The sequence below is a fragment of the Streptomyces aurantiacus genome (genome assembly GCF_027107535.1).
Classification (GTDB): Bacteria; Actinomycetota; Actinomycetes; order Streptomycetales; family Streptomycetaceae; genus Streptomyces.
The window spans coordinates 7,471,535-7,485,604 of sequence record NZ_CP114283.1 but is presented as its reverse complement, the minus strand read 5'-3'; the positions used below and the strand labels follow the sequence as shown (position 1 = coordinate 7,485,604).

Here is a 14,070-nt window from a genome sequence, read left to right as displayed (position 1 = left end):
CTTTGGGCCACTTGACCGCCAACGGACCCCCGGGTCCGGGGCGGCACGCGCGCGTGCCGCTCGCCCGCTCACACGGAGACACGCTCATGGTTACTTCGGGTTGGACGACCGCCCCCGCTCGGGCGGCCTCCCCGCGCCGCCGCGGCGCCGTACTCGAACGTGCGATCCTCGAAGCCGCACTGGAACAGCTCAGCACGGTCGGCTGGAACGGCCTCACGATGGAGGGCGTCGCGGCCGGCGCCCAGACCGGCAAGGCCGCGGTCTACCGCCGCTGGCCGTCCAAGGAGGACCTCGTCGCCGACGCGCTCCAGGCGGGACTGCCGCCCCTCGCGGACGTGCCCGATCTGGGAAGTGTGCGGGACGACCTGCTGGAGCTGTGCCGACGGGCGCGCGAGGCGATGTTCTCGCGCCCCGGTTTCGCGCTGCGCTCGGTGATTCACGAATGCGACTCGTCCCAGGCCCGGCGCTTCCAGGAGGTGATCATGGAGGGGGTCGTGGAGCCGACCGTCCGTCTGCTCGGAGAGGTCGTCGACCGGGGGATCCGTCGAGGGGAGGTGCGGCCGGACGCGGCGAACCCCTACGTCTTCGATGCCATTCCGGCCATGATGATGTACCGCTCGAAGATGTGCGCGAGCGAATGGAGCGAGCGCGATCTCGAGGAGATGATCGACCAGTTCATGGTTCCGCTGCTGCGTCCGACACGTGTCTGACCGGCCTGCGGGCCGGAGGGTCGGAGGTGCTCGGTGTACTCCTGGGACCGGGGTGTCGCGTGGGGTCGAGGGCGGCGTAGGCTGAGCACGCCATGCCGTACGAACCACCTACCCACACCGTCGAGCGCTCCCTGCGCGCCACGACCGGAGCGAAGGTCGTCGCCGGCGTCGACGAGGTGGGGCGCGGCGCCTGGGCCGGCCCGGTCACCGTCTGCGCGGCGGTCACGGGCCTGCGTCGCCCGCCCGAAGGCCTCACCGACTCCAAGCTGCTCACCGTCAAGAGGCGTACCGCGCTCGCCGAGATACTGGCGACGTGGGTGACCTCGTACGCCCTGGGGCACGCCTCTCCGGAGGAGATCGACCACATGGGCATGACGGCCGCACTGCGACTGGCGGCCGGCCGGGCCCTCGAAACTCTGCCGGTGCGTCCCGACGCGGTCATCCTCGACGGGAAGCACGACTACCTCGGGAACCCGTGGCGGGTCCGTACGGTGATCAAGGGCGACCAGTCCTGTATCGCCGTCGCGGCCGCCTCGGTGATCGCGAAGGTCCAGCGCGACAAAATGATGGCCGAACTGGGTATGGACCATGCAGACTTCGGTTTTGCGGCCAACGCCGGGTATCCGTCACCGGTTCACAAGGCCGCGCTGGAGATGCGGGGACCCACCCCGTACCACCGGCTGTCGTGGGCGTATCTTGATGCGCTGCCCCAGTGGCGGCACCTCAAGAAGGTCCGCAGTTGGGCGGACGGAAGCGTTCCGGAGATCGAAGGGCAACTCGGCTTCGATTTCTGACGATCCCGTTCGCACTCATGTGCCACCCGCCTTCGCGAGTCGCACCGGCGTTTGATAAAAATCAGCTCATGCCTCTCATTCCCGAGGAGCCTCAGATTCACGAGAGTGCCCAGGGTCCCCGTGTCAGTCCGGCCACAAACCGGACCGCGCCGACCCCCCGTCCTGTACCCGGTCCCCGTCCCGCGGCTCCGCCGCGTCCCGGCCGTCCGGGTCCTGTCCGGCCGACGCCGCCTGTGCAACGCACTGCGCGCGACACGGCCGTGGCCAAGCCGGGGCCGTCCGCCCCGGCGGCCCCCACCGCAGCCTCGACTCCGCAGATCCAGCTGATCCCGGCCTCGGCCGAGGGCGCGCTGGACGCCGCCGAGGAAGCGGTCGACCTGCTCCTTGACTCGGGCAGGGTCCCCGGTGAGGTGCTGGTGATCACCACCGGCGAACCGCACCCGTGGGCCGCGCACGAGCTCTCCTTCGGTGAGGCCGCGTACTGGGCCCAGCACGACGCGGGAGACGACGTGTTCTACGCCGATGCCTCCGCAGTCGGTCGTGCCGCGTCCCGGCCCGTGGTCGTCGTCGCCGTCAACGGTGGGCCCGACACCATTGCCGCCACCGCCCTGCCGCTGGCCCTCGGCCGAGCCGGCGCCCTGCTGATCGTCTGCGGGGACCCGCAGCAGATCAACTCGGTGCTGGGCGCGGGGGTCTGAGGTCCCCCGCTCTTCCAGGGGATCTCGCGACGCAGAGGCCACCGCGGTGGCCTCTGATCGGAGCGATGCACAGAGGACGGTCCGGCGTGTGCCGGGACGGGTCGCGTAGCGCCCCCATCACAATGGCGGCGGTACGCGACCCGTTCCGGCGAGCCGGGCCAGGCCGTCGGCCAGGCGCGGCTCGCCCTCGCCGGTGCGTGACCGTGTTCGCGGTCATGCTGGCAGGGCGTCGATGTCCGTAGCGATGCGCTGAGTGTGCCTGCCCGAACTGCGTGAGGTGCTGCCACTGTGCCCGCCATACCTGTTCGTGGCGTGGCGGTGGTGCCTGCCGGGCCTGTGTGAGGCGTGACAGTTGTGCCTGCCGGAAGCGCGTGCGGCGGTGGCGCAGCGATTGCCGCACCTGTGCGAGGCCTCGCTTCTCACGCCCGCGTGATGCACGTAGCCGGGTGCGACCGGCCTCCGCGGCGCTCGTGAGAAGCGCTCCCCGCCCGTTTGCCCGTGTCCGCGGCAGCCGCAGACTCAGCGGGCGGCAGCGCGGCGCAGCATCTCCGAGGCGGCGCCACCCGTGCGTGGCTGCACGGTCTCGGCCGCCGCGAACGACTCCAGCGACTCCGGCGGCGAGTCCGCGCTGGGGCGGCGCCCTCCCCGTCCCTCACCGAGCACCTGCCAGCCGTCACGTGTCAGCGTGATGTACGCGCCACAGCGCAGTCCGTGCAGTGTGCAGGCGTCCCGCAACCCCCACATCCACGCCCCGTCCTCCTCGGTCCAACGCGCGTCGCCCTCACGGCAGTAGAGCAACACCGCCGTACGCACCGGGGTGCGGCGCCGCAGGTCGTGCGGAATGACCCGCCGCAGCTGTGCGAGCAGCGCGTTCCGGAACACCCATCCGTCCGCCGGAGCCTGCCGCCGAGTGAAGGAGGCGCTCGCGTTCAGCCGTTCGTCGGGGTCGAGCACCGCCACAATCGCGGTCGCGGGCCCGGGCCGATGCCGCGCGTGCAGCCCGCTGACGACCTCACGAGGATTGCGCAGCAGCGGAATCCCGGCGGCGGCCCATTCGGCGGGCTCGAGCATCCGGGCCAGTGGGTTGGCGGAGTTGGCGGACGTCGACATCGATGCCGCCGAGGACGGAGCGAATCCGAAGGTCACGGTCCTCCCTTCGGCTACGCGCCCACACTGCGGGCGGGGGTCGGACTGGGGGAGCGCGCCGCAGCACAGCCCGAACGGGCGGCCTCGGGAGGCCACGCGGGGCGCGTAGCCAATTCTTCCTGTCGAACTTGGTTGCGGCAACGAGCAATTGGGGCCACCGACCGTTATCTGGCGATCCGCCGCATATATCCCTGCCCGGTGTCCACACGACTACACGTTGATCACCCTTGCACGGCGAGGACCAGCGGCAACACCCCCTGTGCGCCGGCTCGCCGGAGCAGGCGCGCGGCCACCGCGAGCGTCCAGCCGGTATCGGTCGAGTCGTCCACGAGGAGGACGGGCCCTTCGGACCGGGCGAGCGCCGCGCTCAGGGACGGCGGCACCACGAGTACGCCGTCGAGGGCCTTCAGCCGCTGCGCGCTGTTGCTTCTGGAGACCTGCGCGCCATCGGCGCCCGGGGCGTATTCGATGGAGCCCAGCAGGGGCAGGCGGCCGACCTCCGCGATTCGTGCGCCCAGCGACTGGACCAGGCGTGGCCGCCGGTGCGACGCCATGGTGACGACACCGACCGGGCGCGGCTGCGCGTCGGAACTGCCCGACGCCCAGCCGCCCGGGCCTTTCGCCCAGTCCGCCAGCACACCGACGACGGCCTGCGCCACATCGTCCGGAACGGGTTCGTCCGAGGCCTGCGGTCCGAGCATGGGCCGCAGCCGGTTGCCCCAGCCGATGTCCGACAGGCGTCCCAGCGCCCGTCCGGTCGAGGCCTGTTCGCCGGCCGGGATGCGTCCCTTCAGGTCGACTCCCACGGCGGGCAGACCCGTGGGCCACATCTTCCGGGGCTCCACCTCGACACCCGCGCGGCCGAGTTCTCCACGCGCCGAGTCCAGGGCGGACGAGGACACGGCGACGGAGAAGCGCGGCTCCGTGCAGGTGTCACAGCGACCGCACGGGGCCGCTCCCTCGTCGTCCAGCTGCCGGCGCAGGAACTCCATCCGGCAGCCCGTGGTCGTCACGTAGTCGCGCATGGCCTGCTGCTCGGCCGCGCGCTGCTTCGCGACCCACGCGTAACGCTCGGTGTCGTACGCCCATGGTGTGCCTGTGGAGATCCAGCCGCCCTTGACGCGCTGAACGGCGCCGTCCACGTCCAGGACCTTGAGCATCGTCTCGAGCCGTGACCGGCGCAGCTCCACCAGTGGTTCGAGCGCGGGGAGCGACAGGGGGCGGCCCGCCTGGCCGAGAGCGTCCAGGGTGCGCCTGACCTGCTCCTCCGGAGGGAAGGCGATCGATGCGAAGTACTGCCAGATCGCCTGATCCTCCTTGCCCGGCAGGAGCAGCACCTCGGCATGCTCCACGCCCCGGCCCGCACGCCCCACCTGCTGGTAGTACGCGATGGGGGAGGACGGCGACCCCAGGTGCACCACGAAGCCGAGGTCGGGCTTGTCGAAGCCCATGCCCAGCGCCGACGTGGCCACGAGGGCCTTGACCCGGTTGGCCAGCAGATCCTCCTCCGCCTGCTGACGGTCCGCGTTCTCCGTCTTCCCCGTGTACGAGGTCACCGTGTGCCCGCTCTGCCGGAGGAAGGCGGTGACCTCCTCGGCGGCGGCCACGGTGAGCGTGTAGATGATTCCGGAGCCCGGCAGCTCGGCCAGGTGCTCGGCGAGCCAGGCCATCCGGTGGGCGGAGTCCGGCAACTGCAGCACACCGAGGCTCAGGCTCTCCCGGTCCAGTGGGCCGCGCAGGACGAGGGCGTCCGTGCTGCCGCCGGTCCCCAGCTGCTCGGCCACGTCGGCCGTCACGCGCGCGTTTGCCGTGGCGGTGGTGGCGAGGACCGGGACGCCCGGGGGGAGATCGGCGAGCATCGTCCGCAGGCGGCGGTAGTCCGGCCGGAAGTCGTGGCCCCAGTCGGAGATGCAGTGAGCCTCGTCCACCACGAGCAGGCCGGTCGCCGCGGCCAGTTTGGGCAGTACCTGGTCACGGAAGTCCGGGTTGTTGAGGCGCTCCGGGCTCACCAGAAGGACATCGACCGCACCCGCGGCCACCTCGTCCTGGATCGTGTCCCATTCCTCCGTGTTGGACGAGTTGATGGTCCGCGCCCGGATGCCGGCGCGGGCGGCAGCCTCGACCTGGTTGCGCATGAGAGCGAGGAGCGGGGAGACGATGACAGTGGGACCTGCCCCCTGCTCACGCAGCAGCGCGGTCGCGACGAAGTACACGGCGGACTTGCCCCAGCCGGTGCGCTGCACCACCAGGGCCCTGCGCTTGTCGGCCACCAGGGCCTCGATGGCGCGCCACTGGTCCTCGCGCAGCCGGGCGTCGCCCGCCGGCGCGCCGACGAGGCGGGCGAGGACGATGTCGGCCGCGGCGTGCAGCTCTTCGTTGCTCATGGCTCCATGCAACCCGATGGGTCGGACATCGCGCGAATGGGTCCGCCTGCTGTGGACAACTTCTGACGTGATCATGGTCGTGGTTATCCACAGGGCAAAGCGGAATTCTGGGATCCGCGGGATGGTCACGACATGACGAACCACAGCGAACCGGCCGGGAACCTCGGCGACGGTGACATCGACGGATGCGATGAGAACGGCGGACTGGACGAGCAGGACGGATCGGGCGGGGAGGGCGGCCAGGGCGTACGAGGTGCGCAGAGCGGACCCGGCGTGCTGGGCGGGAAGAGCGGGGGCGGCCGGTTCGGGGAAGCGGGTGGAAGCAGTCGTGGAGACGGGCCGGCGCGCCGTGAAGCCGGCTTCGGGGACGACGCCTCAGGGCGAAGCGGTCACGGCCGGGAGCGTGGTGGACACGGGGAGAGCCGTGACGGACACGGGGCGAGCCAGGACGGTACGAGTTCCGCCGATCTGGTCCATGGCCCGCCAGGCACCCCGTACCCCGAGCACCAGGTCACCCTCCGCACCCCCGCTGAACTGGCCGATGCCCTTCCCTACTTGCTCGGATACCGCCCTGAGGACAGCATCGTGCTCGTCGCTCTCCACGACAGGGACGGGCGAGGCCGTTTCGGTGGACGGGCCCGGCTCGGTATCCCCGGCAACGCGGACGACTGGCCGTCCGTCGCGGAGCAACTGACCCACGGCCTGGTGAAGGGCAGCGAACGAAGGGGCGCGCTGCCCGAGAGCATGGTCGCCTTCCTCTGCCAGGATCCCAGGGAAGGCGAATCGGGCCGAGCGGTCATGGAACGCCTGCGTCCGCTCGCACAGTTGCTGCGCACGGCATGTGGAGTGCTCGACGTCCCGGTCATCGAGGCTCTCTGCATCTCGGACGGCCGCTTCTGGTCGTACTGCTGCCCCAGCGAGCACTGCTGTCCCCCTGACGGCACGTCCATGGGACTGCCCGGTACCTCAGTGCTGGCCGCGGCCGCCACCTATGCCGGACTCCAGGTCCGGGGCACCCTGCGGGAGCTGAGGGCCAGGCTCACCCCGTGGGAGACCAAGGCGGCCGGGGCGCAGGAGTCCGCCCTGGACGCGGTGAGCATGGCGCTGATTCCCCGAATTCTGGACGACGAGAGCCGTGCCGTCGTGGCGGTCCAGACCCTGGAGCTGGCTCACCGGGCGATGCGCCGATTCGCCGACGCCACACCTGCGGCCGGCAAGCCCGGCAGTCTGGCGGCGGATCTCCGGGACGACGAACTGCTGCGCCACGACGAGGCGGCCACGTTGATTCTCGGCCTTCAGGACCGCACGACTCGGGACCGGGCAGCCGCGTGGATGGAGGGCGACGAGGCCGGACCGGCCCTGCGGCTCTGGCGGGCACTGGCCCGCCGCTGCGTCGGACCGTACGGCGAACACGCCGCGGCGCCGCTCACGCTCGCCGGATGGGTGGCCTGGTCCTCCGGCGACGAGCTGGAAGCCCGCGAAGCCCTGGCCATGGCGCTGGGAGCGGATTCCGAGTACCTCTTCGCCCGTCTCCTCCACCAGGCGTGCAACGAGGGCCTGGACCCGGAGTCGATTCGCCGCTGCCTCCGCGGGGAGCGTGCGGACCGGGTGGAGGACAAGGCGGCCGCTTCTTCACTGCCGCCGGGCGCGTCCGACGGAACGTCCGGGCATGCCCGGACGCGGCCGTCACGGGTGCCTGCCCGTCGCCGACGCAGGTCGCGGACCACGGAGAGCGCCACCGACCGGCCCGGCTCCCGACCGTCCGGTACCGGGCACACGCGCCCATCGCGATCCGCCCCTGCTGGTGCTCCGGGGACGGACGGACCGGCCGCGGGCAGCGACGGTACGAATGGCGCGGCCCGCTCCCGACGGGTCGCCGGGCGGCCAGGGACGAAGAAGGGAGACGTATGAGCGCACTGCCAAGGACGATCGGTGGAGTTCGGTGAAACGGGGCGTGACCCGGGACTGGCCCGCCCCGTTCACCAGAGTGGCGCAGCTCTCGACCGGGCCGTGCCCTCGCACAGGCCTCGCCCCGTCAAAGCCCTCACACTTCGCCGAGCCCTCACTCTTCGCCGAGCACCCACTCAGCGCACGGAGCACAGAAGAAGCCGCCCCATGCCCCTGCCCACCCAGTCCTCCATGGCCCCTGTTCCGAACAGTGGCTCCCCTGCCCTTCGCAGGTCCGCGCAGCCCTCCACAGACCGCGGCGGCGCCCCGGCCGCGCAGCCGGCGCCTACCGCGCAACGCGGCCCGGCGAACCTTCCACCCGCGCACACCGCCCTGATCTGCGTCGCCCTGCCGGGGCTCGCGATCTCCACGAAGGAGGGGCAGCTGACCGGCCACGGACTGGAAGGCTTCTACCGATCGGGCCGGCGCATGCTGTCCCGATGCCGGTTGCGGGTGGCGGGGCGTGAGCCGCTCGCTGTCCAGGCCCGGATGATCGCCGCCGACCAGGCACGCTTCGTGGCCACGCTGAGCCTGTCGGCCGACGGCGGACCCGATCCGGATGTCATGGTCGAACGGACGCGGTACGCCGACGGCACGGAGCGGATCACCCTGCGCAGCGCCGCCCACCGCCCTCTGCGCCTTCCCGTCGAGCTGGCGCTCGGCACGGACCTGGCCGAATTGGGCGCGGTCGCCGCGGGGAGGGCCGGACCCGATCTGCCGGCCAGCGTCCACGACTCCGGCATGCGGTGGTCGTGTGCCACCGGGCACTCCGTCGTCACCGCGGACCCGCCGCCCATGGATGCGCTGGCCTCCGCCGGGCTGCTGCGATGGGAGCTCGAACTGCCGCCAGGCGGCACCCGAAGCGTGGAACTGAGAGTGGGCCCGGCCGGAGCGGGCCCCATCCGGGCCGTCGCGCGCGGTGCCACGAGTCCGCTCGCCCCGGCACGGGCCGTGGGCGACGACCCCAGGGTCCCGGCGCTCCTGCGTACGAGCATCGAGGACCTCGAGGCACTCCTCCTGCGCGATCCCGTGCAGCCGACCGACACGCACCTCGCGGCCGGGGCGCCCTGGCGCTGCGGCATGGCACCGGCCGAGGCACTGGCGGCAGCACGCATGACCCTGCCCCTGGGTACCCGACTGGCCGCAGGCACCCTGCGCACCCTCGCCCGCACCCAACTCGTGGGTGCGGGGCCACGGTCCGGCCTGATTCCCGGCCCGCGACGGCAGGCCGGTGCCCTGCTGCCCCCGAGTTGTACGGGCCAAGAGGCGACCCTGCTGTTCCCCGTGGTCCTCGCGGAAGCCCGGCGCTGGGGGCTTTCCGAGCCGGAGACGGAAGAGCTGCTGCCCACGGCCGAGCGTTGTCTGCACTGGCTGCGCACGGCTCTCGGTGACGGCACGTATCTGTCCGACCCGCACCCGGGCGGGCCGTGGCGCTGCGAGACCCAGGCACACGCTCACCGGGCCGCCCTGCTGGGCGCCGACCTCCTCGACGCGTACGGCAGGGGAGGCGGCGCCGAGTTGCGGCAGCGGGCGGGGAAGATCCGGACCGCGTTCCAGGAGGACTTCTGGATCGAGGACAGAGGCGGCGGCAGACCTGCCGCCGCCCGCCTGCCGGGAGGGCGGCTCGTGCCCCACTTCGGTGCAGGCAGTGTCCATCTGCTCGACACCGGCCTGCTCGGCGCCGGCGCACCGGCTTCGGGGCTGCTCGACAGGGTGCAGACGGAACAGCTCGCGCGTCTGCTCGGCGGGCCCGCCATGGACTCGGGCTGGGGCCTGCGCAGCCTCGGCGCGAAGGAGGCGGCGTACAACCCGTTCGGGCATCGGAGCGGGGCCGTGCGGGTCCATGAGACGGCCCTGGCCGTGGCAGGGCTGGCCGCCGCGGGCTACGAGAAGGAGGCTGCTTCACTGCTGCGGGGCCTGCTCGCGGCGGCCGAGGCCTTCGGCCACCGGCTGCCCGAGATGTATGCGGGGGAGCAGCGCGCCGAAGGCGGCGCCCCGGTACCGCATCCGACGGCCTGCAGACCGTCGGCCACATCCGCGGCCGCCGGCGTCCTCCTGCTCACCTCCCTTGCCGGGATCCGCCCCGACGCCCCAGCGCGCACGGTGACACTGCGCCCGGTCCGCGGCGCTCCCCTGGGGGAGATCGGACTGACCGGCCTACGGGTCGCGGGTGCAGCCTTCTCCGTACGCGTCAGCAGGCTCGGCCTGGCCATGGTGGAGGAGGCGGCCGAAGGGCTTCAGCTGGGGGCCTGACGGCTGCTTGCCGTCGAGCCCGAGTCGGCGGAGGGCGGGCGGTGTCCCGTCCGGGAAGCAGCGGACCAGCCACTGAAGCGACCGGCGAAGGGAGTGTTTATCGTCAGGCAGACGACTATGATCTCGGCATGCCCTACGACCCGTCAGCCTTCGCGCCGTTCGCTGTCACCGTCGACCTGGTCGTGCTGACCGTGCGTCGTCACGCCCTGTGCGCGTTGGCGGTACGAAGGGGTGAGCCGCCCTTTCAGGGACGGTGGGCGCTGCCCGGCGGCTTCGTCAGGCCGGACGAGGACCTCTCGCAGGCCGCGGCTCGGGAATTGCTGGAGGAGACGGGTCTGCGCGCCCACGACCCCGATGCCCCGGTACAGGCGAACGGCGCGCACTTGGAACAGCTCGCGACCTACGGCGATCCCAAGCGCGACCCGAGGATGAGGGTCGTCAGCGTCGCCCACCTCGCTCTCGCGCCCGATCTGCCCGCGCCGCGCCCGGGCGGAGACGCACACAGCGCACGCTGGGCTCCCGTCGAGGAGCTGCTCCAGCGGGGCGGTTACGGCCGTGACGGTGAACAGGCGGCACCGCTCGCCTTCGACCATGCCCAGATCCTCGCGGACGGTGTGGAGCGCGCCCGCTCCAAGATCGAGTACTCGTCGCTCGCCACCGCGTTCTGCCCGCCCGAGTTCACGGTCGGTGAACTGCGCCGGGTGTACGAGGCGGTGTGGGGAGTGGCCCTCGACCCCCGCAACTTCCACCGCAAGGTGACCGGCACACCGGGCTTCCTCGTCCCCACGGGCGGAACGACGACCCGGCAGGGCGGCCGCCCCGCCCAGCTCTTCCGCGCGGGCGGCGCCACGCTGCTCAATCCGCCGATGCTCCGCCCCGAAGTCTGACCCCGTCCGGGACGGCCGGTCTCGAGGCCCGCGGTCCGGCCAAGTGGCCGGACCGGTAAGGAGTCTGCTCCGGAGCGCACTCACGGTTCCCGAAAAACGGTACATATCGCGCTATCTTGCTTTGGGTGATCCAGGCCATCGGACTGACCAGCAGCGCCCGCAAGGAACTTCCCCCCGCTGTCGACGACGTCTCCTTCGAGGCGCCCGCGGGCCGTGTCACGGCGCTCCTGGGAGCCCCGGACGCAGGCAAGACGACCGTACTCAAGCTCATGCTCGAACTCCAACAAGGTCGTGGAATCACCTACTTCAGAGGCCGCCCGCTGCACCGCATCGCCCATCCCTCGCGGGAGGTGGGCGTGCTCCTCGGCGAGGTTCCCGGTCATCCGGCGCGCACGGTCCGCGGTCAACTCCGCATGCTGTGCGCCGCGGCAGGCGTACCGGCTCGGCGAGCCGACGACGTCTTGGAGGTCGTGGGTCTGGTCGGTCTGCGCGACGAACGTCTGGGCACCCTCTCGCGCGGCATGGACCGCCGCCTGGGCCTGGCCTGTGCCCTCCTGTCCGACCCGCACACCCTGGTGCTCGACGGCGCCACCGACGGGCTGTCCGCCCGCGAGGCGCGCTGGCTGCACGGGGTTCTACGTGCCCATGCCGGCGCGGGCGGCACCGTGCTGTTCGCCACGGACGACCCCAAGGAGGCCGCGCGGGCCGCCGACCGGGTCGTCACCCTGGAGAAGGGCAGGCTCGTCGCCGACCAGGACGTGGCCGACTTCTCACGAACCCGGCTCCGGCCCCGTGTCGCCGTCCGCAGCCCGCACGCCGCCCGGCTGGGTGCCCTGCTCGCCACGGAGGCCCGCTCCGCCCAGCGCTCCGTGGAAGTCGTCCGGGAGGACGGCAATCGGCTTTCCGTGTACGGCAGCACCTGTGCCGACGTCGGTGAGGCCGCCTACCGCCACGGCATCCTCGTACACCAACTCGCGGACGAGGTCGGTGACATGGGAGCGGTCCCTGGACGGGAGCCCGAGGGTGGCGCTCGCGGGACGGCGGCACCCGGACCGGCCGCGGAGGGGGAGAGGACGCGCGAGTTGTCTCCCCTCCCGCCGCCCATCGCCGTTCGTCATGGCGCCGGCCCCTTGCGTCCGCTGCGCTACGAACTGCGCCGCGCGGCGGGGATCGGTACGGGTTACCTGACCGCGGCCGCCGTACTCCTCGCCTCCGCCCTCATCTCCGTACTCCTGGCCAGAGCTGGGCACACGCCGCATTCACGGCTGCTCGCCGCATGGCCGCGGGACTTTCCCCTGCCGCCCGCGGCGCTCGGTGCCGGGCTGCTCGGCGCCTTCGCCTTCGGCGACGAGTTCCGTCACCCCGCCCTGGCCGTGGACCGCGGCACCGTTCCCCGCCGCCTGGGACTGCTGGCCGCGAAACTCGCCGTCGCCGCAGCCACCGGGCTGACGCTGGCCCTCGTCACGGTGGGTGTGAACGCCGAACTGCTCCACATCGTCTACGGACGGGAACTGACAGGGGTTCCTCCGGACTGGGTCGTTCTGAGCGCGAGTTGGATCGGTCTCGTGGTCGGCTGCGCCTGGGCGGGTGTTCTGGCAGCGGGCATCTTCCGGTCGACGACCGCCGGGCTCGCGGCGGTTCTCGCCGTGCCGATCCTCGTCGTGCCGGTCGTACAAAAGGTCCTGGAGGGGCCGTCGGTTCGAACGGCGGCAGGATTCTCGACCCGGCTGCGTGAGCTCGTGCTGGTGCAGTGGCCGTTCGGGGGTGAGCACTATCTGGTGGCCGTTGCGGGTGTGATCGCCCAACCCGTCGGAGGTGCGCTGATGTTGTCGCTCACCGCTCTGCTCTGCGCGTATCTGCTCACGACTCTGCGGAGCAGGGTCCGATGACGACCGTCCGTGCACGCGTGTTCCCCTCGTGTGCACAACTCCATGCAGAACGCCCATTTCTTTCCGATAAGGCGTCAATTGCGACGCGGTGAGCGATCACCCTTTCGTGTGCTTTTCACCAAAGACCTCAAGGGAGTTGGAGGCAACGCCGACAAAGGATCCGTGACTACCCTTGCGCACACCATGATGACCGCCGCCCGTTCCGCAGACTCCGGCCTCGCCGGCCCGGGCGAACTCGATCGCTACCCCTACGGGGAGGTTCCTGGCGCGGACCGCGTCAGTCCCTCCGTGTGGGACGCCACGGATCCGGAGCTGGGCCGCGTGGGCCGACGAGCCGCCGGCAGTCGCGGACGCGGCCTGCATGGCCAACTGGTTCAGCAGCTGGGTCAGATGATCGTCTCGGGCGACCTGGGTGCCGACCGCCCGCTCGTGCCCGAGGAGATCGGGCAGCGGTTCGAGGTCTCCCGCACCGTCGTCCGTGAGTCGCTTCGTGTCCTCGAGGCGAAGGGGCTGGTCAGTGCCCGCCCCAATGTCGGCACGCGCGTACGGCCCGTCAGCGACTGGAACCTCCTGGACCCGGACATCATCGAGTGGCGGGCCTTCGGGCCGCAGCGTGACAACCAGCGGCGTGAGCTGAGCGAGCTGCGCTGGACGATCGAGCCGCTGGCCGCCCGCCTCGCCGCCGGCCACGGGCGGCCCGAGGTCCAGCAGCGCCTCACCGACATGGTCGAGATCATGGGCCACGCGATGGGCCAGGGTGACGCGCTGACCTTCTCGCGGGCCGACGCGGAGTTCCATTCCCTGCTGATCCAGGTCGCCGGCAACCGCATGCTGGAGCACCTCTCCGGGATCGTGTCGGCCGCGCTCCAGGTCTCCGGCAATCCGGTCACGGGCTGCGACCGTCCGACCGAGGCGTCCCTCACGCACCACGCGCGCATCGCCGAGGCCCTCGCTGAGGGCGACGGCTCGGGCGCCGAGACGGCCATGCGGCAGCTGCTCACCGTCCACCCCGAGGTGGAGCGCGTCGTTCCCGCGCCGCGCGAGCACTGATCGCGTACCGCGGATGGCGCGGTCGGGGGCCGTTCCCCCGGCGTGGCATCGCTCGGCCGGCGGATCATCGGCCGCCGGGCCCCGCCCGACTCCAGGAGGATTCGGCGGGGCCCGGCGGTGTGATGAGACCCTGGAATGGTCGGCTGACCTCCTCTGACCGTGTCTGGTTGCTTTTGATCGCTCACAAGATGTGACTCGGGCCACGCAGATTGGGCGTAACGCTCCTCGGGACAGCGCGATGACCTAAGAGGTGAACAGCCGAGTAGGGAATACGGGCGCCGCTCCAGGCGCTGTGACTCTTCCCGGCCCCCG

Annotated in this window: 10 protein-coding genes; 8 read left to right on the top strand and 2 right to left on the bottom strand. The window is 71.7% G+C overall.

The features are described 5' to 3' along the window. The first annotated feature begins 86 nt into the window (after positions 1–86). From O1Q96_RS35085 to O1Q96_RS35075, 3 genes are all read left to right on the top strand, one after another. Positions 87–710 carry a TetR/AcrR family transcriptional regulator gene (locus O1Q96_RS35085; RefSeq protein ID WP_269251989.1) on the top strand — a complete coding sequence of 208 codons (624 nt, stop codon included), beginning with the start codon at positions 87–89 and terminating at the stop codon, positions 708–710. Positions 711–802: 92 nt separating this feature from the next. Further along, on the top strand, positions 803–1,504 hold the full coding sequence (locus O1Q96_RS35080; protein ID WP_269251988.1) for a ribonuclease HII: 702 nt from the start codon (positions 803–805) through the stop codon (positions 1,502–1,504). A 68-nt stretch (positions 1,505–1,572) separates the two neighbouring features. Further along, positions 1,573–2,202, top strand: coding sequence for a hypothetical protein (locus O1Q96_RS35075; RefSeq protein ID WP_269251987.1), 630 nt, complete (start codon positions 1,573–1,575; stop codon positions 2,200–2,202). Positions 2,203–2,721: 519 nt separating this feature from the next. On the opposite strand, the gene O1Q96_RS35070 is transcribed toward O1Q96_RS35075, so the two are convergent. Beyond that, positions 2,722–3,348 (bottom strand): hypothetical protein, encoded by a 627-nt coding sequence (locus O1Q96_RS35070; protein ID WP_269251986.1) that lies wholly within the window; start codon positions 3,346–3,348, stop codon positions 2,722–2,724. 221 nt (positions 3,349–3,569) lie between these two features. Beyond that, positions 3,570–5,732: a RecQ family ATP-dependent DNA helicase gene (locus O1Q96_RS35065; RefSeq protein ID WP_269251985.1), complete on the bottom strand. Its 2,163-nt coding sequence runs from the start codon at positions 5,730–5,732 to the stop codon at positions 3,570–3,572. Between the two features lie 132 nt (positions 5,733–5,864). Here O1Q96_RS35065 and O1Q96_RS35060 point away from each other — a divergent pair, with 132 nt between their 5' ends. The 5 genes from O1Q96_RS35060 to O1Q96_RS35040 all read left to right on the top strand — a co-directional run bounded on the left by O1Q96_RS35060 (position 5,865) and on the right by O1Q96_RS35040 (position 13,758). Next, the gene (locus O1Q96_RS35060; protein WP_269251984.1) at positions 5,865–7,643 is read left to right on the top strand and encodes a DUF4192 domain-containing protein; all 1,779 of its coding nucleotides are present in this window, start codon (positions 5,865–5,867) and stop codon (positions 7,641–7,643) included. Between the two features lie 204 nt (positions 7,644–7,847). Continuing rightward, complete coding sequence (locus O1Q96_RS35055) at positions 7,848–9,932, top strand: glycogen debranching N-terminal domain-containing protein (RefSeq protein ID WP_269251983.1); 2,085 nt, start codon at positions 7,848–7,850, stop codon at positions 9,930–9,932. Positions 9,933–10,060: 128 nt separating this feature from the next. Further along, positions 10,061–10,819: an NUDIX hydrolase gene (locus O1Q96_RS35050; protein ID WP_217459616.1), complete on the top strand. Its 759-nt coding sequence runs from the start codon at positions 10,061–10,063 to the stop codon at positions 10,817–10,819. Positions 10,820–10,944: 125 nt separating this feature from the next. After that, positions 10,945–12,708, top strand: coding sequence for an ABC transporter ATP-binding protein (locus O1Q96_RS35045; protein ID WP_269251982.1), 1,764 nt, complete (start codon positions 10,945–10,947; stop codon positions 12,706–12,708). A gap of 162 nt (positions 12,709–12,870) precedes the next feature. Further along, positions 12,871–13,758 carry a FadR/GntR family transcriptional regulator gene (locus tag O1Q96_RS35040; RefSeq protein ID WP_269251981.1) on the top strand — a complete coding sequence of 296 codons (888 nt, stop codon included), beginning with the start codon at positions 12,871–12,873 and terminating at the stop codon, positions 13,756–13,758. Positions 13,759–14,070 lie beyond the last annotated feature (312 nt).

Excerpts from the sequence above, each read along its gene's own strand:
- O1Q96_RS35085 (WP_269251989.1), top strand. The coding sequence starts at position 87 with ATGGTTACTTCGGGTTGGACGACCGCCCCCGCTCGGGCGGCCTCCCCG.
- O1Q96_RS35080 (WP_269251988.1), top strand. The coding sequence starts at position 803 with ATGCCGTACGAACCACCTACCCACACCGTCGAGCGCTCCCTGCGCGCC.
- O1Q96_RS35075 (WP_269251987.1), top strand. The coding sequence starts at position 1,573 with ATGCCTCTCATTCCCGAGGAGCCTCAGATTCACGAGAGTGCCCAGGGT.
- O1Q96_RS35065 (WP_269251985.1), bottom strand. The coding sequence starts at position 5,732 with ATGAGCAACGAAGAGCTGCACGCCGCGGCCGACATCGTCCTCGCCCGC.
- O1Q96_RS35060 (WP_269251984.1), top strand. The coding sequence starts at position 5,865 with ATGACGAACCACAGCGAACCGGCCGGGAACCTCGGCGACGGTGACATC.
- O1Q96_RS35055 (WP_269251983.1), top strand. The coding sequence starts at position 7,848 with ATGCCCCTGCCCACCCAGTCCTCCATGGCCCCTGTTCCGAACAGTGGC.
- O1Q96_RS35050 (WP_217459616.1), top strand. The coding sequence starts at position 10,061 with ATGCCCTACGACCCGTCAGCCTTCGCGCCGTTCGCTGTCACCGTCGAC.